This window comes from Agrobacterium sp. 719_389 (assembly GCF_900188475.1).
In the GTDB taxonomy this organism is placed as follows: Bacteria; Pseudomonadota; Alphaproteobacteria; order Rhizobiales; family Rhizobiaceae; genus Agrobacterium; species Agrobacterium radiobacter.
In genome coordinates this window covers 32,566-55,220 of the sequence record NZ_FYEM01000002.1, presented here as the reverse complement: position 1 = coordinate 55,220, position 22,655 = coordinate 32,566, and the positions used below count along the sequence as shown (strand labels likewise).

Below are 22,655 nucleotides of genomic sequence, written 5' to 3'. Positions count from 1 at the left end.
GGCGGCGTTGTGGGCGCCGTCGATGCATCCGGAAAGGTTGATGTCATGAGTAGGAAACCTGCGGAAAAAAACGGAAGAACCGGCTGGCGTTTCTGCGCCGTCCTTCTTTCCGCTGTGCTTACACTGCCGCTCGTTCCTTCCGAAAGCTTCGCACAAGAGCAACGGCGCACCCTGTTTGAAATGCTCTTTGGCAAACCTGTGGGCCGCGATGGCGGATCCGGTCGTGAATACCAGCCCCGCAACCGCCGGGATTTTCCCTCTGCTCCGCGTGAACGATCGGTCACCCGCCCGCAACCCGCCAGAAAAGCGCCCTCGGTGGTGCAGATGCGGACCGCAAAACCGGAGCCGGCAGCCAAGCTTGAAAATGCAAGACGGGTTCTGGTCATCGGCGATTTTCTCGCCGGCGGCATGGGGGAAGAACTGGTCAATGCCTTTGCAAGTTCGCCGGCAATCGCCGTCGATGTGCGTGCCAACGGCTCTTCCGGCCTCGTCCGCACCGATTATTACGACTGGTTCACCAACCTGCCGCAATTCATCAGCGAGACCAAACCGGCCACCATCGTCATCATGATGGGGTCTAATGATCGCCAGCAGATGCAGATCGGCGATATCAGGGAAAAATTCGGCACGGAGGTCTGGTTCAAGGAATATGAACGGCGGATCGACGAACTTCTGACCCTTGCCGGACGCCAGAAGGTGCCGCTGCTCTGGGTTGGCCTTCCCGCCTTCCAGTCGCCGTCGCTTTCGGCCGATCTCGTCGGTTTCAACCGGCTTTATCGCAGCCATGTCGAAAAATATGGCGGTGAATTCGTCGATGTCTGGGACGGTTTCGTCGATGAGGCGGGAAAATTCGTCATTACCGGCTACGATATGAACGGCCAGCAGGCCCGCCTGCGCGAGGCTGATGGCATCGGCATGACCCAGGCCGGCAAGCGCAAGCTTGCATTTTACGTCGAAAAATTCGTGCGCCGGCACCTTGACAGCGCCGGGCCGGACCTCGTGAAACTGGACGGCAGCAATCTGCCGGCGCTCACCTCCCTGCCCGCACTTGGCATCGATGCGGGGCAGGTGCGAACCCAGCCGATCAGCCTGACCGATCCCAATCTCGATGGCGGCGACAAGCTGCTGGGCGACGCCCCTTTGTCCGCCGGGCCGACACGCGTATCCGTGGTGGAATCGCCGCGCGAAAGGCTGACCAAGCGCGGCGAGATGGCCGATGCGCCGGCAGGCCGTATCGATGATTATCGTGTGGCGCCGGATACCACACAGGCAAAACAATAAGCGCTTTCGCAGCGGCCTGACCGCCCCGCAGCGGGCGTAATGTTTAGGCAATACGCGCATGACAGGATAGGTACAGCTTTGCAGGAATGCGGGGTTGGCCATCCACCACCCCCGGTCCCCCTTTTGCATGGCGATATTTATTTGACGGCGACGCCTCGCTCGTCCGTAGCGTCAGCGCCGCCGTCTTTTTTTGCCTTTCGCCCGCACCCCTTCCTCCCGGAAGGTACACCGGACAATGCCGAGATGAATTCATGCGCCTGCTGCTTGTTGAAGACGAACGCGAAATGGCGGCAGCCCTGTCCGCCGCGCTCCACCGGTTCGATATTATCGTGGATACTGTCGGCACGCTCGATCTTGCCCGTCACGCCATCATGGACGGTGTTCACGATCTCGTTGTGCTTGATCGGCAATTGCCTGATGGCGATGGTATCCAGCTGATAGAAGATTTGCGCCTCCTGCCCGTCACCCCGCCCGTCATCGTGCTGACGGCGCAGGGTTCGCTTGCGGATCGGGTCAATGGCCTCAATCTCGGCGCGGACGATTATCTGGCCAAGCCATTCGCCGTCGAGGAATTGCTTGCCCGCATCCGCGCCCTCATGCGCCGGCCGGCGGGGGCGGTCACGATGACAGCAAAGCTCGGCAGGCTGGAATTCTGCTTCGAAACCCGCGAAGTGCGCATCATGGGTGAATTTCTCCCCCTGACGAGGCGGGAACTACTTATCCTCGAAGCTCTGTTGCGACGGCAGGGCAGAACGGTGCTGCGCTCATTGCTCGAGGAAGCCGTCTATAATTTCGACGATGAGATCCAGTCCAATGCGCTCGATTCCCACATTTCCCGCTTGCGCCGCAAACTGGCGGCCGCAGATGCGGGTCTCGAAGTCCACGGCATTCGTGGCGTCGGTTATCTCCTGAGGGCCACCTTATGAAACCGGCCAAAAGAAAATCGCTCAAACGCCGCCTCACCATTCAATTGCTGCTATTCCAGATCGGCAGCCTTTTCATTGTTACCACGGCCATCATCACCTATATGTCGAGTGGCGGTGCGGGCAGCGCGCTGCTCAGCCCCGAGGCGGCCCAGATAACCGCCAATGCGATCGTGCGCGATAAGGATAATCGGCTGGTTCTGAAGGAAACACCTGAGTTCATCAACCTGCGCAACGGCACTTCTGATTTCTGGTTTGTCGCCGTCAGCGAAAAAGGCGATATCGTTCAGGGCGGGCAGGTGCCTGAGGCCTTCAGCAATATGGATCAACAGCTTAGCGACGTCAGGATATCGGACGTGCGCGACGCGGCGCTTTCTTATTCCTATCTTGCCGTGGTGCGCATCGCCGTCGTTCGTCGCGCCTCCGGGCCAGCGGGAGAATTCGTGATGATCGGCAAGGGCGGCCCGTTCAGCATGACTTTCCCCGTCCTGCTGTTCTCAAACATACTGATCATGCCCGTCCTCATTCTCATGTCCATCGTGACGATTGTCGCCATTCCCTGGCTCATCCGCAGGGAATTTCGCGCCCTTTCCGCCATTGCCCGCACAGCGGAAACCATAGATATCGACAGACGTGGATATCGGCTGCCGGATGGCGATATTCCACGAGAGGTGCAGCCGCTCGTGCATGCCGTCAACGGCGCGCTGAAACGGCTGGATGACGGCTACGAACGGCACAAGCGTTTCATTCTCGATGCCGCCCATGAATTGCGGACCCCCGTCGCCATTCTCCAGACCCGCGTTGAAACGCTGCTGGACGGCCCGGCCCGAAACAGAATTTTGGCGGATGCCAGCCGCATTGCCGTGCTGGCCGAACAATTGCTGGATCTACAGCGTCTCGGCGGACAGAAGGCGCCTCTGGTGCCCCTTGATCTTGTCGGCCTTTGCAGGTCGGTCGTCGCCGATATGGCTCCGCTCGCCATATCACAGGGATATGCGCTCTCCTTTGAGCCGGAGGAAGAGCCGATCCTCGCCCTTGCCGACGACGCCTCGTTGCAGCGCGCCCTGATGAACATCGTGCAGAATGCCATCGAACATGGCGGCAATCGCGGAACGATCACGATAAGGGTCGCGGCGAACCGGGTGATCGAGATAGCTGACGAAGGCAATGGCATTCCCGAAGAGGAACGGGAGCTGATTTTCGACGCCTTCCACCGCCTGCGGCCTAAGGATCGCGGCACCGGGCTCGGGCTCAACCTCGTGCAGGAAATCGTCCGTTATCATGGCGGAGAGATTACCATCAACGATGCTTCCACCGGTGGCGCCTGCTTCCGTATCACCCTTCCCTATTGCTGACGAAGGAGCCCGCATTTTCGAAGAAAAAGAAAAGACCTGTTGCAGACGCAACAGGCCTTTTCCGTTCGCATTATCTTCGTTGCTTAGCGCGGAAGAACGGTCGCCCCCATCAGCGCCTCATCGATCGCGCGCGCGGCCTGACGGCCCTCGCGGATCGCCCAGACCACCAGAGACTGGCCACGGCGCACGTCACCCGCCGCCCACAGCTTGTCAACCGAAGTCCTGTAATCCGTCTCGTTGGCAACCACGTTGGTGGAGCCGCGGCGGTCGGTATTGAGCGACAGCTTACCGTCCATTTCCTTCAGCACGCTGTCCGTGAAAGGACCGGAGAAACCAATAGCGATGAAGGCGAGATCGGCCTTGATGATGAATTCCGTGCCGGCGATGGGCTTGCGCCGATCATCCACCTGACAGCACTTTACGCCGGTCAGAACGCCGTCTTCGCCAACGAATTCAAGCGTGGCGACCTGGAACTCGCGAACGGCGCCTTCGGCCTGCGAGGACGAGGTGCGCATCTTGGTTGCCCAGAAAGGCCAGACCGCGAGCTTGTCTTCCTTTTCCGGCGGCATCGGGCGGATGTCGAGCTGCGTGACTTTCACTGCACCCTGGCGGAAAGCCGTGCCGACGCAGTCAGAGGCCGTATCACCGCCACCAACGACGACGACATGTTTGCCGCCGGCGAGGATCGGATCGGCCGGCCAGCCGATGCTGTCGATGTTCTCGCGGCCAACGCGGCGGTTCTGCTGCACGAGGTAAGGCATGGCGTCGTAAACGCCGTTGAAATCAGCACCGCCGATACCGGCCGGGCGCGGGGTTTCCGAACCGCCACAATAAAGAACCGCATCGTGATCGGCCAGAAGCGCCTCGACCGTCACATCCACACCGACATTGACGCCGCAATGGAAGGTAACACCTTCACCCTTGATCTGCTCGACACGGCGGTCGATGAAGTTCTTCTCCATCTTGAAATCCGGAATACCGTAACGCAACAATCCGCCGGGCTTCGTTTCGCGCTCATAGACGTGAACCTCATGGCCGGCGCGGCCAAGCTGCTGCGCTGCCGCCATGCCGGACGGGCCGGAGCCGATGATGGCGACCTTCTTGCCGGTGTGGATCGTCGCCGGCTTCGGCACGATAAAGCCCAGTTCGTAAGCCTTGTCGGCAATCGCCTGCTCGACGGTCTTGATGGCGACCGGCGCATCCTCGAGATTCAGCGTGCAGGCTTCCTCGCAGGGTGCCGGACAGACGCGGCCGGTGAATTCCGGGAAGTTGTTGGTGGAATGGAGGTTGCGGATCGCCTCTTCCCAATTGTTGTTATAAACCAGATCGTTCCAGTCGGGGATCTGGTTGTGCACGGGACAGCCCGTCGGGCCGTGACAGTAGGGAATGCCGCAGTCCATGCAGCGCGCCGCCTGCTTCTGTACCTCGGCATCCGACATCGGAATAGTGAATTCGCGGAAATGGCGGATACGATCCGATGCGGGCTGATACTTGCCCACCTGACGGTCGATCTCCAGAAAACCTGTAACCTTGCCCACGTTTATGTCCTCACATCAAAGCGGAGCGCCTGTCGGGCCCCAGTACCAGTAGGCGAAACCAATAACCGCCCCCAATACGATGAACTCAAATCCGGTCTCGCCGCTCGTCCAGTAGATCGCCGTGGGAACGGCGACCGCGATCATCAGCGAGACCAGTTGGTGTAGTGTCCTCACGCGGCGGATTTACTCCGCCGCCACGCCCATGCGCATGCGCTCCATTTCCTCAAGCGCACGACGGTATTCGACCGGCATGACCTTGCGGAACTTCGGACGGAACTCGCTCCAGCGGTCGAGTATATCCTTGGCGCGCGACGAATTCGTGTAGTGGAAGTGGTTGGAAATGAGCTGGTAGAGACGCTCCTCGTCGTGGCGCGTCATGTCCTCGGAAACGTCGACACGTCCCTTGTGCATGAGGTCGCCGCCGTGATGGTGCAGCTTCTCCAGCATGTCGTCTTCTTCCGGAACCGGCTCCAGCTCAACCATGGCCATGTTGCAGCGGGTAGCGAAGTCGCCCTTCTCGTCGAGAACATAAGCCACGCCGCCGGACATGCCGGCCGCGAAGTTGCGGCCCGTTTCGCCGAGAACGACCACGATGCCGCCCGTCATATATTCGCAGCCGTGGTCGCCGACACCTTCGACAACCGCGACCGCGCCGGAGTTGCGCACCGCAAAGCGCTCACCCGCCACACCGCGGAAATAGCACTCGCCGGTGATCGCACCATAGAGAACGGTGTTGCCGACGATGATCGAGTTTTCCGCGACGATACGGGTGTTTTCCGGCGGGCGCACGATGATGCGGCCACCTGACAAACCCTTGCCGACATAGTCGTTGCCGTCACCCACCAGATCGAAGGTGATGCCGCGAGCGAGAAACGCGCCGAAGGACTGACCGGCCGTGCCGCGCAGCGTCACGTGGATCGTGTCGTCCTTCAGACCCTTATGGCCCCAGCGCTTGGCAAGCGCACCTGACAGCATGGCGCCGGCGGAACGGTCGACGTTCTTGATCGGCACTTCGAACACAACGGGTTCGCGGTTTTCCAGCGACGGCAGGGATTTCTCGATCAGCTTGCGATCGAGAATGTCGTCGATCGGGTGCTTCTGACGCTCTGTCCAGAAGGTCGCTTCCTTGGGAGCCTCGACCTTGTGGAAGATGCGGCTGAAATCCAGACCTTTGGCCTTCCAGTGCGCCAGCATCTCATCCTTTTCGAGCAGTTCGGAAGCGCCGATAATCTCGTCCAGCCTGGTAACGCCAAGCGAGGCGAGGATTTCGCGCACTTCTTCAGCCACGAAGAAGAAGTAGTTGATGACGTGTTCCGGCGTGCCCTTGAAGCGCTTGCGCAGAACCGGGTCCTGCGTTGCGACGCCGACGGGGCAGGTGTTCAGATGGCACTTGCGCATCATGATGCAGCCCGCAGCAATCAGCGGCGCGGTGGCAAAGCCGAATTCATCCGCACCAAGCAGCGCGCCGATGATGACGTCGCGGCCGGTCTTCAGACCACCATCCACCTGCAGCGCTATGCGCGAACGAAGGCCGTTCAGCACCAGCGTCTGCTGGGTTTCGGCAAGGCCGATTTCCCAGGGCGAACCGGCATGCTTCAGCGACGTCAGCGGCGAAGCACCGGTGCCGCCATCGAAACCGGCGATAGTGATATGGTCGGCGCGCGCCTTGGCGACACCCGCCGCAACTGTGCCAACGCCCACTTCCGACACGAGCTTCACAGAAACATCTGCTTCCGGGTTGACGTTCTTCAGGTCGTAGATCAGCTGCGCCAGATCTTCGATGGAGTAGATATCGTGGTGTGGCGGCGGCGAAATGAGGCCGACGCCCGGCGTGGAATGACGGGTCTTTGCAACCGTCGCATCCACCTTGTGGCCGGGCAGCTGGCCGCCCTCGCCGGGCTTGGCACCCTGCGCGACCTTGATCTGCAACATATCGGCATTGACGAGATATTCCGTCGTCACACCGAAACGGCCGGATGCGATCTGCTTGATGGCGGAACGCTCTGGGTTCGGCTTGCCGTTCAGAAGCGGCATGTAACGGTCGGATTCTTCGCCGCCTTCGCCGGTGTTGGACTTGCCGCCGATGCGGTTCATCGCAATCGCAAGCGTCGTATGCGCCTCGCGGCTGATGGAGCCGAAGGACATGGCGCCGGTCGAGAAGCGCTTGACGATGTCAGCCGCCGGTTCGACGTCGTCGATGGAGACCGGCTTGCGGCCGAGCGCTTCCGCAGACTTGACCTTGAACAGACCTCTGATGGTGTTCATGCGCAGCGCCGTCTCATTCACCATACCGGCGAATTCGCGGTAGCGATCCTGGCTGTTGCCGCGCACGGCGTGTTGCAGCGAGGCGACGGCATCCGGCGTCCAGGCGTGGCTTTCGCCGCGCATGCGATAGGCATATTCGCCGCCGATATCGAGCGTGTTGGCAAGGATCGGATCCTTGCCGAAAGCCGCCGTGTGGCGCGTTACGGTTTCTTCGGCGATCTCGGTCAGACCCACGCCCTCGATGGAGGTGGCGGTGCCGAAGAAATACTTCTCGACGAATTCCGACGACAGGCCGATGGCGTCGAAAATCTGCGCGCCGCAATAGGACTGGTAGGTGGAAATGCCCATCTTGGACATGACCTTGAGGATGCCCTTACCAACCGCCTTGATGTAGCGGTAGACGACTTCGTCGTCGGACACTTCCTTCGGGAAGGCGCCGTGCTTGTGCATGTCGAGCAGCGTATCGAAGGCGAGATAGGGGTTGATCGCCTCCGCGCCATAACCGGCTAGCAGACAGAAATGGTGGATTTCGCGCGGTTCACCGGTTTCAACGACGAGACCGACCGAGGTGCGCAGACCCTTGCGGATCAGGTGATGGTGCACGGCGGCAGTCGCCAGAAGCGCCGGGATCGCGATGCGGTCCGGGCCGAGCTGGCGGTCGGAGAGAACGATGATGTTGTAGCCGCCGCGAACGGCGGATTCAGCCCGCTCGCAGAGGCGGTCGAGCATGTCAGGCATGCCTTCCGCACCACGCTCCACATCGTAGGTGAAGTCGAGCGTCTTGGTGTCGAAACGGTCTTCCGTGTGGCCGATGGAGCGGATCTTTTCCAGATCGCCATTGGTCAGGATCGGCTGGCGAACTTCCAGACGCTTGGCGCGGGCCGCACCTTCGTGATCGAGAAGGTTCGGGCGCGGGCCGATGAACGAGACGAGGCTCATCACCAACTCTTCGCGGATCGGATCGATCGGCGGATTGGTGACCTGCGCGAAGTTCTGCTTGAAATAGGTGTAAAGCAGCTTCGACTTGTCCGACATGGCCGAAATCGGTGTATCGGTACCCATCGAGCCGATGGCTTCCTGGCCCGTCGTCGCCATCGGCGACATCAGGAGCTTGGTATCTTCGCTGGTGTAGCCGAAGGCCTGCTGGCGGTCGAGCAGCGACACGTCGCGACGCAGCGCGCGCGGCTCCACAGGCTTCAGATCCTCGAGAATGAGCTGGGTGCGGTCGAGCCAGGTGCGGTAAGGATGCTTTGCGGCAAGCTCGTGCTTCACATCCTCGTCGGAAATGATCGAGCCCTTTTCCATGTCGATCAGCAGCATCTTGCCCGGCTGCAGACGCCACTTCTTGATGATGCGCTCTTCCGGCACCGGCAGCGTGCCGGCTTCCGACGCCATGATGACGCGGTCGTCATCAGTGACGAGATAACGCGCAGGACGCAGACCGTTACGGTCGAGCGTCGCGCCGATCTGCTTGCCATCGGTAAAAGCAACGGCGGCGGGGCCGTCCCACGGTTCCATCAGCGCGGCATGATACTCGTAAAACGCCTTGCGTTCAGCCGACATGGACAGGTTGCCCGACCAGGCTTCCGGGATCAGCATCATCACGGCATGCGCCATGGAGTAACCGCCGCGCACGAGGAATTCGAGCGCGTTGTCGAAGCAGGCGGTGTCCGACTGACCTTCATAGGAGATCGGCCACAGCTTGGAGATGTCATCGCCGAACAGCACGGAGGAAACAGAGGCCTGACGCGCCGCCATCCAGTTGACGTTGCCGCGCAGCGTGTTGATTTCACCGTTATGGGCGACCATGCGGTAGGGGTGCGCCAGCTTCCACGAGGGGAAGGTATTGGTCGAAAAGCGCTGGTGCACGAGTGCAACGGCGGACTCGAACCGTGGGTCGGCAAGATCCTTGTAATAGGCGCCAACCTGATAGGCGAGGAACATGCCCTTGTAGACGATGGTCGAGGAGGAGAGCGAGACAGGATAGAAATCCTGCGTTTCCTTGCCGCCGCCCTCGTCATAGATGCGGTTGGACAGAACCTTGCGGATCAGGAACAGCTTGCGCTCGAAATCGGCATTGGTGGCAGCGTCACGCCCGGCACCGATGAAGACCTGAACATGGTGCGGTTCGGTCGCTGCGATATCCGGCGCCTTGGAGAGCGATGAATTATCGACAGGCACATCACGGAAGCCAAGGAACTGCTGCTCCTCCTCACCGATGACGTCAACGATCACCTTCTTGTAGTGCTCGATGCGGGAAGGATCGCGCGGCATGAAAATGTGCCCGACGGCGTATTCGCCAGCCTTCGGCAGCGTCACGCCCTGTCCGGCCATTTCCTCGCGGAAGAACCGATCAGGGATCTGCACGAGAATACCCGCACCATCGCCCATCAGGGGATCGGCGCCGACAGCACCACGATGCGTCAGGTTTTCGAGAATGAACAAGCCGTCCTTGACGATCTGGTGCGACTTGACGCCCTTCATATGCGCAACAAAACCGACGCCGCAGGCGTCATGTTCATTGGAGGGATCGTAAAGACCATGCTTTTCCGGCAGGCCGCCCGCGAAACGCGCTTTCGCAGAAACGGGTGCGGCCGCAGCCGCGGTGGGACAGTCTGTGGTCAGGGTTGCGGCGGCGATGTCCGCCTGCGGCTTGTTCGTCATTTTTGTCCCTCCTGCAAAATTACTTGCATGGTTTCATGCGAAGATCCGGCTCGACACGAATTTTCGCTTCCCGCAAAACTCGCATTCAACCCGGCTTGGTCAAATTTAGGACAGCAAAGCTGTCTCAATTCAGTAGGATTTTGGCAGAAACGGGCGGATTTAGCAAGGGTGCGAATCCAATTAGTGAAAGCCCCATTTCGCAGCGAAGTTTCGATACTGACCTATTGCGCGAAACTTTCTTATCGCAAAGCAGGCCGACCCGTTGCTTTCATTACCGGATTTGCCAATCTCAATGTTCCGACCTAGAACTTTCCCCGTTATCGCTTCGAACAGCCCGAACAGAACCTCAGCTATCGGAAAGCCTTCAGAGATGTTTTTTGCTTCAGACAATTGGGCTGGCGCCCATCCGGCCGTCAACGAACGGCTTTCGCGGGAATCCACACGCTTTGCCGCAGCTTATGGCACCAGCGAACTCGATCTCTCGATCGAAAAGCGCTTCAACGAGATTTTCGAACGCGAAGTCGCGGTGTTTTTCGTCGCGACCGGCACGGCGGCCAATTCGCTCTCGCTGGCCAGCATTGCCCGCGCCGGCGGCCTGACCTTCTGTCATTCCGAAGCGCATGTGATCGAGGACGAGTGCGGCGCGCCGGATTTCTTTTCCGGCATGCGCATGGTCGCCGTTGAGGGACCGAACGGCAAGATGCTGCCGGAAAACCTGATCGAGCGCATTGCCCGTTATCCGCAGGACGCCGTGCACCATGGCCGCGCCGCGGCCATCACCATGACGCAGGCAACCGAAGCCGGCACCGTCTATACGCTCGATGAAATCGACGCCATCGCCAAAATCGCAAAGGACAACGGCCTGCCGCTGCATATGGACGGCGCGCGTTTTGCCAATGCGCTTTCCGCACTCGGCACCACGCCCGCCGAAATGACGTGGAAACGCGGCGTCGACGTCCTGTCTTTCGGCGGCACGAAAAACGGCTGCTGGTGCGCGGAAGCGATCGTCTTCTTTGATCCCTCGCTCGCCCGGGACTTTTCTTTCCTGCGAAAACGCACCGCCCAGCTTTTTTCGAAATCACGCTTCATCGCCGCGCAGTTCGAGGCCTATCTGCAGGACGACCTGTGGCTCGGTCTCGCGGGCCATGCCAATGCCATGGCCAACCGGCTGCGCGCCGGTTTCGCTTCGCTAAACAGCGCCCGCCTTGCATGGCCGACCACGGCGAACGAGGTTTTCGCCATCCTGCCAAAGGCCGCCGCCGAAGCCGCCACGGCAAAAGGTGCCAAGTTCTATGACTGGCTGGAGCCGCGCGACATGCCTGAAAAGGTAGGCAAGGACGAAGTGCTGATCCGCATGGTCACCAGCTTCGCGACAACCGAGGCCGATGTGGACGAGTTCCTGTCGATCTGCGCCGCCGTCTGACAAATATCCGAGGGCGCTCATAAGAGCGCCCTCACACCTCCTGCAGCCGGTAACCGACCCCGGTTTCCGTCAGGATATAACGCGGTTGATCCGGAATTTTTTCGATCTTCTGGCGAAGCTGGCGCACATAAACCCGCAAATATTGCACGTCGGTCAGTTCGTCCCACACATGTTCCAGCAGGAAACGGTGGGTCAGAACCTTGCCGGCATGCTGCACGAGAACCCGCAGGATGTCATATTCCTTCGGCGAGAGCTTCACCTCCCGGTCCTCCACCCTGACGATGCGTCTGACCAGATCGACGGAGAGGTCACCGGTCTGAAACACCGGCCTCTCTCCCTGGCTTTGCAGACGATGGCGCAGGGCGACGCGGATGCGGGCGACGAGTTCGTTCATGCCGAAAGGCTTGGTGATGTAGTCATCGGCCCCCAGTTCCAGCGCCTTGACGATACCCGCCTCATCCGTGCGGCTGGAGAGAATGATAACCGGCAGCGCCAGCCCTTCGCCGCGCCATTTCGCCAAGAGATCATGCCCCGACATATCCGGCAGGCCGAGATCGAGAACAACGAGATCGGGCTTGTCTTCACTGACCAGCTCCATGGCGACCTTCGCATTCATCGCCTCGCTCACCGCATATCCCTGAGTCGACAGCCCCACACGCAAAAGCTTGCGGATCGGCGGTTCGTCATCGATGATCAGAATACGAACGGCGGAATTGGTCATTCCCGATCTCCTTCAGCGGCATAGCCGCTTGTCGCCGGCAATCGCGCCTTAATCATGATCTATCACAGGCGCATCGGCGGGAACCGGCAGACTGACGATAAACTGCGCACCGGCGCGACCCGGCCTGTTTTCCGCGCGGATCGACCCGCCCATGGCCTCGATAAACCCCTTGCAGATGGACAGCCCGAGACCCGTTCCGGCCTGCACATGGTCCGCCTTGCGCACCCGGTAGAAACTGTCAAACACCCGCTCCGTATCATCAGGTGGAATACCCGGCCCCGCATCGGCCACGGACAGGAAGATATTCTTGCCCTGTCGCCAGCCGCGAATCTCGATGGCCGTATGTTCGGGAGCGTATTTGGCGGCATTGTCGATGAGATTGAACAGGACCTGTTCGAAAAGCACGGGATCGACCTTCAGCATGGGCAGGTCGGATGGAATATCCAGAACGATCTCATGCCTGACGACAATTTTCGCTGCGCGCGAAAGCGCGGTTCCGACCATATCGCCCACGAAATGCAGACCATAATTCGGCTCCATTGCGCCCGAACCAATCCGCGTCATATCAAGAAGATTGGAGATGAAACGGTTCAGCCGCTCGGATTCCTCGACAATCGTCGAAAGCAGTTCGGCGCGCGCATCCGGCGGGATATCCTCGGCGAAATCCTTCAGTGTTCCGGCCGAACCGAGAATGGCCGCAAGCGGCGTCTTGAGGTCATGGGAAATGGATGTCAGCAGCGCGGTGCGCAGCCGGTCGGTTTCCGCAGCAAGCCTTGCCCGATCGACGTCAGAGACGAGTTGAATCCGCTCGATGGCAAGTGCCGCCTGATCCGCCAATGCGTCAAACAGCCGCTGCTGCTCCGGCGTCAGGAGCGGGCCGAGCCGGTCATCGTCCAGCCCCACCACGCCGACGGCGCCGCTGCCGGTGCGCAAGGGCAGATAAAGACGTTTGGCACCGGGAAGCGTATCTGCGCCCCTGCCGGCAGCCTTGTTGTGTTCCCAGGCCCATTGCGCGGCGGCAATATCGGCATCAACAAGCGTATCATCAGGCGGATATCCCGCCTTGACCGCTATCGTATTGTTTTCCGGCAGAAGCAGAACGATGCGAACCTTCAGCATCGAGGCCATCTGGAAAGCGGCGGCCCACAATACGTCGTCCAGCGTTCCGGTCACCGAAAGCTTCTTGGAAAACAGATACAAATCTTCCGTCGTTCGCGCCCTTGCCCGCGCAGAGGCCGCCTGCCGCTGCACCGCGACGGTGAGGTTGGAGGCGACGAGCGCCACGCCGAAATAAAACAAAAGGGCGACAAGGCTATCGGGAGAACTGACCGTCAGCGTGTAACGGGGCTCCAGAAAGAAGAAGTTGAAGGCGACCGCGCCAAGCAGCGAAGCATAAAGCGCCGGCCCCAAACCGCCGCGCACGGCGGCCGCCAGAACGGCCATCAGGAATACAAGCGCGAGGTTTTGCACATCGAGCGTCTGATCGAGCACGATGCCAACCACAATCGCCAGCCCGACAAACAGGGTGCTGTTGAGATAGGACCGGAAGGACTGGCGTGACCGCGCCGATGCTAGCTTTACGGCCTGACCCGGCTTTTCTTCCCTCTTGTCACCGGAAATGACATGCACGCTGATATCGCCCGCATGGTCGATCAGATCATGCGTCAGCGAGCGCTGGAAAATTCGCTGCCACCAGGATTTTCGCGGGCGGCCGATGATGATGTGGGTGAAATTATTGGCATTGGCGTAGGAAATGATCTCACGGGTCAGGTCCAGCGCCGGCAGGGTCACCGTCTCGCCGCCAAGCTGCTGCGCGAGCCGCATGGTGCCCGCCAGCCGGTCTTTTTCCGCCTCAGATAATTGCTGCGAACGCGGGGTGTCGAGATGCAGCGCCGTCCACGGTGCGCGCAGGCGATCCGCCTGCCGGCGGGCGTAACGCACCAGCCCAGGACCGTTGCCGCCATGATCGAGACAGACCAGAACCCTGTCTCCCGCCGCCCAGGGCCCGGAAATGGCATGGGACTGCATGTGATTGAGCAATTGCTCATCCACCCGCTGGGCGGTGCGTCGGAGCGCAAGCTCCCGCAACGCCGTCAGATTGCCGCGTGAAAAATAATTTTCGATGGCGCGCCGGGCGGTGCGGGGCAGGTAAACCTTGCCATCCTGAAGACGCTTGATCAGATCGTCGGGGGTAATATCGATGATTTCGACATCATCGGCCCGGTCGATGATGCTGTCAGGCACCGTTTCACGAACACGGATGCGGGTGATCTGTGCAACGATGTCGTTCAGGCTTTCGACATGCTGGATATTCAGCGTCGTATAAACGTCGATGCCCTGCGCCAGAATCTCCTGAACATCCATGTAACGCTTGGGGTGGCGGCTGCCGGCGGCATTGGTGTGAGCCAGTTCGTCGACCAGAACCAGCGCGGGACGGCGGGCCAGAATGGCATCGATATCCATCTCTTCCAGCACCTGACCGCGATAATCGATGCGACGGCGGTGGATGATCTCGAAGCCCTGCACCAGCGTTTCGGTTTCCCGGCGGCCATGGGTTTCAACGACGCCGATGACGGCATCCACCCCATCCGCCAGCTTCGCCCGGCCGGACATCAGCATTTCATAGGTCTTGCCGACGCCGGGCGCTGCACCAAGAAAAATCTTCAGCCGGCCCCGCGCCTCGCGCCGGGCGTTTTCCAGCAGCGCATCGGGCGATGGTCGGCTCGGCATATCGCGATTGTCGTCAGGCATTTAACCCACCAATGGTCATGGCTATGGCTTGCGAACAAGCCATAGCCATTTCAGGTCATGAGCCGGCTGCGTCAAGGGCCATGTTGAGCGCCAGCACATTCACGACGGGCTCTCCCATGAAGCCGAGTTCCGGTCCTTCAACATGGCGCTCGACGATGCTACGCAGGGACGCCTCATCCATGCCCCTCGCCTTGGCGACGCGAGGAACCTGAAAATAGGCGGCTTCCGGCGAAACATGTGGATCAAGGCCACTGCCCGAAGCCGTCACCAGATCGGCGGGAACCTCGGCCGCCGGATTTTCGGCTTTTGCGGCCTGGTAATCCTGTTTCACCCGGTCGATAAGCTTGGCGCTCGTCGGCCCGAGATTGGAGCCGGACGACGACGCGGCATTATAACCATCGCCGGCAGCGGACGGCCTTCCGTGGAAATATTTCTCACCGGTGAAGGCCTGCCCGATCAATTGCGAACCCACCACGGCGTCCCCGTTTTCGACCAGGCTGCCATTTGCCTGAAAGGGGAAGATCGCCTGTGCGAGACCTGTCATGCCTAAGGGATAGGCAAGGCCGGTGATGGCGGTGGTGGCGAGGATGAGCACCAGTGCGGGGCGAAGCTGTTTAAACATTGTCTTTACTCCTCAGGCGAGACCGAGCGCCGTAATAGCGAGGTCAATGGCCTTGATGCCGATGAAGGGAACGATGATGCCGCCGAGGCCATAGATGACCAGATTGCGCGACAGCAGCGCGCCGGCGCCAATCGGACGATATTTAACGCCCTTCAGCGACAGGGGGATCAGCGCGATGATGATGAGCGCGTTGAAGATGATGGCTGACAGGATGGCGCTCTGGGGTGTCGAAAGCCCCATCACGTTCAGAACGCCAAGCTGCGGATAGAGCGCCAGGAACATTGCCGGGATGATGGCGAAATATTTGGCGATGTCGTTGGCAATGGAGAACGTCGTCAGCGCACCGCGCGTCATCAGCAATTGCTTGCCGATTTCGACGATCTCTATGAGTTTGGTCGGATCGCTGTCGAGATCGACCATATTGCCGGCCTCGCGGGCCGCCACCGTGCCGGTGTTCATGGCAACGCCGACATCGGCCTGGGCCAGCGCGGGAGCGTCATTGGTGCCGTCGCCGCACATGGCGACGAGCTTGCCCTTGGCCTGTTCCTCGCGGATAAGCTCCAGCTTGTTTTCCGGTGTCGCCTGGGCGAGGAAATCATCGACACCTGCTTCCGCCGCTATTGCCGCAGCCGTCATGGGATTGTCGCCGGTGATCATCACAGTGCGGATGCCCATGCGGCGAAGCTCCGCAAAACGCTCGCGAATGCCGCCCTTGACGATGTCCTTCAGCTGCACAACGCCGAGCAATTTTCCATCGCGCACGACAGCGAGCGGCGTGCCGCCGGTCTTGGCGATCTCTTCCGCAATTGCCCGGATGCCGCGCGTGGCGTCCGTTTCGGTTTTGACGGCAAGCGCCACATTGCCCTGTTGCGGAGCGCCGCCATCAACATAGGCAAGAACGGCGTCGACTGCGCCTTTGCGAATGGAGGAACCTTCGAAATCGACACCGCTCATTCGGGTCTGGGCGGTGAAAGGTACGAAATTCGCATGGAGTTTCTGCATGTCACGGGCGCGGATGCCGTATTTTTCCTTGGCCAGAACCACGATCGAGCGGCCTTCCGGCGTTTCGTCGGCAAGGGAGGCAAGCTGCGCCGCATCGGCCAGTTCCTGCTCGGAAACGCCGGCAACGGGACGAAACTCGGTCGCCTGACGGTTGCCAAGGGTGATGGTGCCGGTCTTGTCGAGCAGCAGCGTATCCACATCGCCGGCCGCCTCGACGGCGCGGCCGGACATGGCCAGCACATTGAAACGCACCAGCCTGTCCATGCCGGCAATGCCGATGGCGGATAGAAGCGCACCGATGGTGGTCGGGATGAGCGTCACGAACAATGCCACCAGCACGATGATCGGGATCGAACCGCCGGCATAGGCCGCGAAACTCGGAATGGTGGCGGTGGCCAGAACGAAGATCAGCGTCATGCCGGCCAGCAGGATATTGAGCGCGATCTCGTTCGGCGTCTTCTGGCGTTCAGCACCTTCGACGAGCGAAATCATCCGGTCGAGAAAGGTGGAGCCGGCAGAGGCGGTGATACGGACCCTGATCCAATCCGACAGCACCTGCGTGCCGCCGGTGACCGCCGAGCGGTCGCCACCGGATTCGCGGATGACGGGGGCGGATTCGCCGGTGATGGCAGCCTCGTTGACGGAGGCGACACCTTCGATGACCTCACCGTCGGAGGGGATGATATCACCCGCCTCGACGAGAACGACATCGTTCACCTTCAGGCTGGTGCCCGCCACCATTTTATACTGGCTGCGGTCATCGCCGGTCAGCAGTTTCGCCTGGGTCTCCGTGCGGGTCCGGCGCAACGAATCCGCCTGCGCCTTGCCGCGCCCTTCGGCGACGGCTTCCGCGAAATTGGCGAACAACACGGTGAACCAGAGCCAGAGATTGATCTGGAAGGAAAAGCCGAGATTGGCGCCGCCGGTGATGAGATCGCGGATGAACAGCACTGTCGTCAGCACCGACACTGTCGCCACCACGAACATGACCGGGTTGCGCGCCAATGTGCGCGGGTTGAGCTTTTTGAATGCGGCGGCAATGGCCGGCACGAGAATGCGAGAATCAAGGATGCTCGCTTGTTTGGACTGGCTCATGAAGAGGCTCCAGCGTTTGAAACAGGGCGACCGATAAGGGTCGATCAGCCCGTGATAACTTCGAGAGCGACGACGGCGGCGAACAGAGCCGCCATCATCGCAAGAATGAGATTGGAGGCGCACCAGCCGCCGGGCGTGGCGCTCCCCTTGCCGGGAGCGCCCTTGCGGGCGGAGACGATGCGGTTACTTCGAGACTTTTCGTCATTCATGGCATCACCTCAGAAGAGCTGGCCCGCCGCCATGACAAGATGTTCGGCAACGGGGCCGAGTGCGAGCGCTGGCAGGAAGGTGAGACCACCGACAATCAGGATCGTGCCGGCAAGCAGGCCGACGAAGAGCGGACCATCCGTCGGGAAGGTGCCGGCTGAGGCCGGAACGGTCTTCTTGGCGACAAGCGAACCGGCAATGGCGAGCGCCGGAATGATCACCAGAAAACGACCCATCAGCATGCCAAGGCCAAGAGTGATGTTGTACCAGGTCGTATTGCCCGTCAGCCCGCCGAAGGCGGAGCCGTTATTGGCGGCCGCGGAGGTATAGGCATAGAGGATTTCGGAGAAGCCGTGCGGTCCCGCCGTACCGATCGACGCCACGGCCGAGGGAAGGACAGTGGCCGTTGCCGTGAAAGCCAGCATGGCGAGCGGCAGGCAGAGAATGGCCAGAACCGCCATTTTCATTTCCTTGGCCTCGATTTTCTTGCCGAGATATTCCGGCGTGCGTCCGACCATCAGACCCGCAACGAAGATGGCGATGACGATGAAGAGCAGGATGCCGTAAAAGCCCGCGCCGACCCCACCGACGATCACCTCGCCCAGTTGCATGTTGATGAGCGGAACAAGACCGCCCAGCGCCGTGAAGCTGCCATGCATGGCATTGACCGCGCCGCAGGAGGCAGCCGTGGTGATGACGGCGAAGAGCGACGAGAGCGCCACGCCGAAACGGACCTCCTTGCCTTCCATATTGCCGCCGGCAAGGCCGAAGCTATGCATCAGCGGGTTTCCGGCCGCTTCCGCCCAATAGGTGACGGCGACACCGGCGATGAACAGCATGCCCATGGCAGCGAGGATCGCCCAGCCCTGGCGCTGGTTGCCAACCATGCGGCCGAAAACATTGGTGAAGGCGGCGCCGATCGCGAAGATCGACACCATCTGGATCATGTTGGAAATGGCGTTGGGGTTTTCGAAGGGATGCGCGGAATTGGCGTTGAAAAAACCACCGCCATTTGTGCCCAGCATCTTGATCGCCAGCTGCGACGCCACGGGACCGACGGCAATCGTCTGCTGCGCGCCTTCGAGCGTCTGCGCATTTACATAGGCGCCGAGGGTCTGCGGCACGCCGAGCCACACATAGATGAGCGTCAGCACGATGCAGAGGGGCAAAAGCACGTAGAGCGTGGAGCGGACCATATCCACCCAGAAATTACCGATCGCCTTGCCGGAAGCACGCGAAAAAGCGCGGATGAGACCGATGGCGATTGCCATGCCCGTGGCGGCGGAAACGAAGTTCTGCACTGTGAGACCGGCCATCTGGGTCAGATAGGACAGGGTGCTTTCGCCGCCATAATTCTGCCAGTTGGTATTGGTGACGAAGCTGACCGCCGTATTGAAGGACAACTCCGGTCCCACTGCCGCCATTCCCTGTGGGTTATAGGGCAGCACGGCCTGAAAACGCATCAGGGCATAGAGCAGGGCAAAACCGAGGAGGTTGAAGAGAAGCATGGAGAAGGCATAGGTCGTCCAGTGCTGCTCCTCACGCTCGCTTGTCCCGGCAAGGGCATAAAGGCCGCGCTCGACGGGTGCGAGAACCGGCGACAACAGGGTGCGCTCGCCATTAAAGACACGCGCCATATAGAAGCCGAGCGGCTTCACCAGCGCAAAAATGATCCCGCAGAAAAGCAGGACCTGAAACCATCCATTGAGGGTCATGGTATTGAACTTTCAATAGCCGTCGTTTCCCGATCAGAAACGTTCGGGGCGAATGAGAGCGTAGGTGAGATAGGCGGCGATAAAGACCGTGACGGCGCCGCTCAAGATATAGTCGAATGTCATAGCAGCCTCCCGTCTAAAGCCGGTCGCAGGCGCGCGTATAGGCAAAGCAGATGGCGAAAAACACCGTGGCTGCGCCGATCAGAACAACATCCATCATCGATGGGACTCCTTTTTAATCGAGGAGCCGGACAGGAAGAAAAGCGCCGTCATGTGGGACGTCGCTTTTCAATCTTTCTGGCTGAGAAGGGAACACCATCCCTTCCCGCACAGAAGAATGCACCCGAACCGCATAAAGGTTCGAGACGGCCACAGATGGAATAAAATAGGAATCCTATAGGAATTTCGATGCCCGCCGGTCGCGGGCATCGCTACCGCTACTCAAGAGAGCGGGCTGTCACCGAAAGCGGAAACGATGGTTTCCGCCGGGCTTTTACTGGCAAGCAGCGCGGCCAGCAAAATGCGGGCCTGTCCGGGACGAAGCGTGGATGAATGCACGGCGCCCGCTGCGACAAGGTCATGCCCGCCGCCGCCGCCGCCGTAACTTGCCACGAGCCGCCCTTCCGGCACGCGGCTGGAAACGATGACGGGAACGCCGCGTTCTGCGCAGCGCTTCACGGCTTCAGCGATACGCGGATTGGCGTTGCCGGAACCAAGTGCGGCAAGAACGATGCCTTTCGCCCCCGCCTGCAGGCTTGCATCGATATGGGTGGCATCACAGCCGGGATGAATGGCGACGATATCGACGCGCTGATCGGTTACCGGGGCGGAAAGCCGCAGCGTTGCAACAGAAGTCAGCGGCCGGGCCGAGCGGAAGGCGTCCGCCTCGTCCGCGCTCAGCTTGTAAAGTCCCCAGGCCGGCAGACAGCGTCCGCCGAAGGAGAGAAGCACGCCCTTCCCGGCATTCGCCTGATCGAGCGCTGTTTCTATGGCCCGGGCCAGATTGGCCGGCCCGTCGGCGTCCTTATGGTCTGCCGTAAACTGCGCGCCGGTGAAGACCACCGGCTTTGTGACGGCCTGCTGCAAATGCACGAGCAGCGAGGATTCTTCCATGGCGTCGGTGCCATGCAAAACCACGATGCCGGCAACGGCGGGATCATCAAGCTCCACACCCACCGCATCGCTGATGCGCTGCATGTCCGCCAATGTCAGGCTGGAGGAATCCTTCGCCATTAGATCTACCGGCTTCAACCGGGCGCTGATCTGCGGAACCAGCGCCAGCAGGTCCTCACCCGAAAGGCTGGGCGTGCTGACGCCATCGGCGCTACGCCGGCTGGCGATGGTGCCGCCGGTGGCGATGACCGCCACCAGAGGCGTTGCGCCCTGCCCGCTCAATACGACGCTCCTGCGCCGGCACGCTCGGCCGCCAGACGATGGATGCGGTCACGCAAGAGATACCAGCCGATGACAAGCGCCGGGATGATGACGAGCAGCGAAGCGATGGTCCAGGAGCCAACGGGATAGTCGAAAGCCATCAGCACCAGCACGCCGAACAGGAAGACGAGCGTGAGAATGCCGGTGTAGGGCGCGCCGAACATGCGGAAATCCGGGCGTACAAGTTCACCACGCTTGGAAAGCTGCCAGAGCTTCAGCTGGCAAAGCACGATGACCGCCCATGCGCAGATGATGCCGAGCGCCGACAGGTTGAGCGCGATTTCAAAAGCGGCGGAGGGAACGACCGCATTCAGGGCCACTCCGAGAACGGTGACGACCGCCGTGACCGCAATGCCGCCATAAGGCACGCCATTCTTGTTCATCTTCGCCAGCGCCGCCGGAGCCGAGCCGGAAACCGCCATGGAATGCAGGATGCGGCCGGTGGAATAAAGACCGGCATTGAGCGAGGACAGCACGGCGGTCAGAACGACGAGGTTCATGATCACGTCAGCGCCCTCAACGCCGATGGAACCGAAGAAGGTGACGAACGGGCTCTCGCCGGCCTTGTAAGCGGTGTAGGGCAGAAGCAGCGTGAACAGCAGTACAGAGCCGACATAAAACACGACGAGACGCAGAACCACGGCGCGGATGGCGCGCGGCATGACCTTGCGCGGGTCTTCGGTTTCGCCCGCCGCCGTGCCGATCAGCTCAATCGAGGCATAGGCGAACACCACGCCCTGTATGATGACGAAGGCTGGAAGAATGCCGTTCGGAAAGAAGCCGCCATTATCCGTAATGAGGCTGAAGCCGGTAACGTGGCCTTCGATGGGCGTGCCGAAAATAACGAAATAGACGCCAACGACGAGGAAAATGGCGAGCGCAAGCACCTTGATCAGGCTGAACCAGAATTCCAGTTCTCCGAAGACCTTCACCGACAGCATGTTCATCGCCAGCACGACGACCAGTGCCGTCATCGCAAACACCCACTGATCGATACCCGCCAGCCACGGCACGTATTGCTTGAAGAAATTCATGTAGAGCGCGACGGCGGTCACATCGGCCACCGAGGTCATGGCCCAGTTCAGCCAATACATCCAGCCGGCCGCGAAGGCCATCTTCTCGCCGTAGAACTCCCGGGCGTAGGAGACGAAAGAACCGGAGCTCGGGCGATGCATGATCAACTCGCCGAGCGCGCGCAGCACCAGAAACGCAAAGAAACCGCAGAGTGCATAAACGAAGACCAGCGCCGGGCCTGCCTGCGCCAGCCGTCCGCCCGCGCCGAGAAACAGGCCGGTGCCGATAGCGCCGCCGATGGCGATCATCTGGATCTGACGCGGTTTGAGGGCCTTGTGGTAACCGAGGTCTTCTTCGATGAAGACCTCACGATCGGCGGACGCCGTTTTCCCAGAATGCATGGATATTTATCCTCCCGATAAAAGTGCTTGCAGTCGGCGATAAGCCGGAAATGACAATGAAACTGGCACAGTCCGCGCTGGAATATGGCCAGCATGCATGCTCATGCGCGCTGTAAAGCTGCATGACAGATTTTTGCCGTCATAATGGCAGATAATGCCGTTCGTCAAGCGTATTCGATATGATTGACCTTCTCCTCCACCCCCATTAAGGTCAAAAAATCTGTAAGACAGCTTTACAGATATA

At 60.5% G+C, this 22,655-nt stretch carries 16 protein-coding genes; 4 read left to right on the top strand and 12 right to left on the bottom strand.

Features of this window, described 5'->3' with window-relative positions:
- Nucleotides 1-45: 45 nt before the first annotated feature.
- From CFB10_RS03940 to CFB10_RS03930, 3 genes are all read left to right on the top strand, one after another.
- Nucleotides 46-1,281: an SGNH family hydrolase gene (locus CFB10_RS03940; RefSeq protein WP_026364050.1), complete on the top strand. Its 1,236-nt coding sequence runs from the start codon at nucleotides 46-48 to the stop codon at nucleotides 1,279-1,281.
- Nucleotides 1,282-1,532: 251 nt separating this feature from the next.
- A complete protein-coding gene (locus CFB10_RS03935) occupies nucleotides 1,533-2,207 on the top strand; it encodes a response regulator transcription factor (protein ID WP_020012257.1) in 675 nt (224 codons plus the stop codon).
- Nucleotides 2,204-3,559: a HAMP domain-containing sensor histidine kinase gene (locus tag CFB10_RS03930; RefSeq protein WP_020012258.1), complete on the top strand. Its 1,356-nt coding sequence runs from the start codon at nucleotides 2,204-2,206 to the stop codon at nucleotides 3,557-3,559. The genes CFB10_RS03935 and CFB10_RS03930 overlap by 4 nt, the downstream gene beginning before the upstream one ends.
- 83 nt (nucleotides 3,560-3,642) lie before the next feature.
- On the opposite strand, the gene CFB10_RS03925 is transcribed toward CFB10_RS03930, so the two are convergent.
- Genes CFB10_RS03925 through gltB form a run of 3 tightly spaced genes read right to left on the bottom strand, consistent with a single transcriptional unit; the run spans nucleotide 3,643 to nucleotide 10,026 of the window.
- Complete coding sequence (locus tag CFB10_RS03925; RefSeq protein WP_020012259.1) at nucleotides 3,643-5,097, bottom strand: glutamate synthase subunit beta; 1,455 nt, start codon at nucleotides 5,095-5,097, stop codon at nucleotides 3,643-3,645.
- A 15-nt stretch (nucleotides 5,098-5,112) separates the two neighbouring features.
- A complete protein-coding gene (locus CFB10_RS23970; RefSeq protein ID WP_155844714.1) occupies nucleotides 5,113-5,271 on the bottom strand; it encodes a hypothetical protein in 159 nt (52 codons plus the stop codon).
- A gap of 9 nt (nucleotides 5,272-5,280) precedes the next feature.
- The gene (gene gltB, locus CFB10_RS03920; protein ID WP_020012260.1) at nucleotides 5,281-10,026 is read right to left on the bottom strand and encodes a glutamate synthase large subunit; all 4,746 of its coding nucleotides are present in this window, start codon (nucleotides 10,024-10,026) and stop codon (nucleotides 5,281-5,283) included.
- Between the two features lie 370 nt (nucleotides 10,027-10,396).
- On the opposite strand from gltB, the gene CFB10_RS03915 reads away from it, so the two are divergent.
- Entirely contained in the window at nucleotides 10,397-11,449 is a 1,053-nt protein-coding gene (locus CFB10_RS03915; protein ID WP_020012261.1) for a low specificity L-threonine aldolase, read from the top strand.
- 31 nt (nucleotides 11,450-11,480) lie between these two features.
- Here CFB10_RS03915 and CFB10_RS03910 read toward each other — a convergent pair whose 3' ends face one another.
- The 9 genes from CFB10_RS03910 to CFB10_RS03875 all read right to left on the bottom strand — a co-directional run bounded on the left by CFB10_RS03910 (nucleotide 11,481) and on the right by CFB10_RS03875 (nucleotide 22,411).
- Complete coding sequence (locus CFB10_RS03910) at nucleotides 11,481-12,170, bottom strand: response regulator transcription factor (protein ID WP_020012262.1); 690 nt, start codon at nucleotides 12,168-12,170, stop codon at nucleotides 11,481-11,483.
- A gap of 48 nt (nucleotides 12,171-12,218) precedes the next feature.
- Complete coding sequence (locus CFB10_RS03905) at nucleotides 12,219-14,921, bottom strand: sensor histidine kinase KdpD (RefSeq protein ID WP_020012263.1); 2,703 nt, start codon at nucleotides 14,919-14,921, stop codon at nucleotides 12,219-12,221.
- 55 nt (nucleotides 14,922-14,976) lie between these two features.
- Entirely contained in the window at nucleotides 14,977-15,543 is a 567-nt protein-coding gene (gene kdpC / locus CFB10_RS03900; protein ID WP_020012264.1) for a potassium-transporting ATPase subunit KdpC, read from the bottom strand.
- A gap of 12 nt (nucleotides 15,544-15,555) precedes the next feature.
- A complete protein-coding gene (gene kdpB / locus CFB10_RS03895; protein WP_020012265.1) occupies nucleotides 15,556-17,640 on the bottom strand; it encodes a potassium-transporting ATPase subunit KdpB in 2,085 nt (694 codons plus the stop codon).
- Between the two features lie 44 nt (nucleotides 17,641-17,684).
- Nucleotides 17,685-17,849, bottom strand: a complete 165-nt coding sequence (locus CFB10_RS23965; RefSeq protein ID WP_020012266.1) for a hypothetical protein — start codon at nucleotides 17,847-17,849, stop codon at nucleotides 17,685-17,687.
- Nucleotides 17,850-17,858: 9 nt separating this feature from the next.
- Nucleotides 17,859-19,562: a potassium-transporting ATPase subunit KdpA gene (kdpA, locus tag CFB10_RS03890; RefSeq protein WP_020012267.1), complete on the bottom strand. Its 1,704-nt coding sequence runs from the start codon at nucleotides 19,560-19,562 to the stop codon at nucleotides 17,859-17,861.
- A gap of 33 nt (nucleotides 19,563-19,595) precedes the next feature.
- Entirely contained in the window at nucleotides 19,596-19,685 is a 90-nt protein-coding gene (gene kdpF, locus CFB10_RS03885) for a K(+)-transporting ATPase subunit F (RefSeq protein WP_003506089.1), read from the bottom strand.
- 318 nt (nucleotides 19,686-20,003) lie between these two features.
- Nucleotides 20,004-20,957: an asparaginase gene (locus CFB10_RS03880; RefSeq protein ID WP_026364051.1), complete on the bottom strand. Its 954-nt coding sequence runs from the start codon at nucleotides 20,955-20,957 to the stop codon at nucleotides 20,004-20,006.
- Nucleotides 20,954-22,411, bottom strand: a complete 1,458-nt coding sequence (locus CFB10_RS03875) for an amino acid permease (RefSeq protein ID WP_020012270.1) — start codon at nucleotides 22,409-22,411, stop codon at nucleotides 20,954-20,956. The genes CFB10_RS03880 and CFB10_RS03875 overlap by 4 nt, the downstream gene beginning before the upstream one ends.
- Nucleotides 22,412-22,655 lie beyond the last annotated feature (244 nt).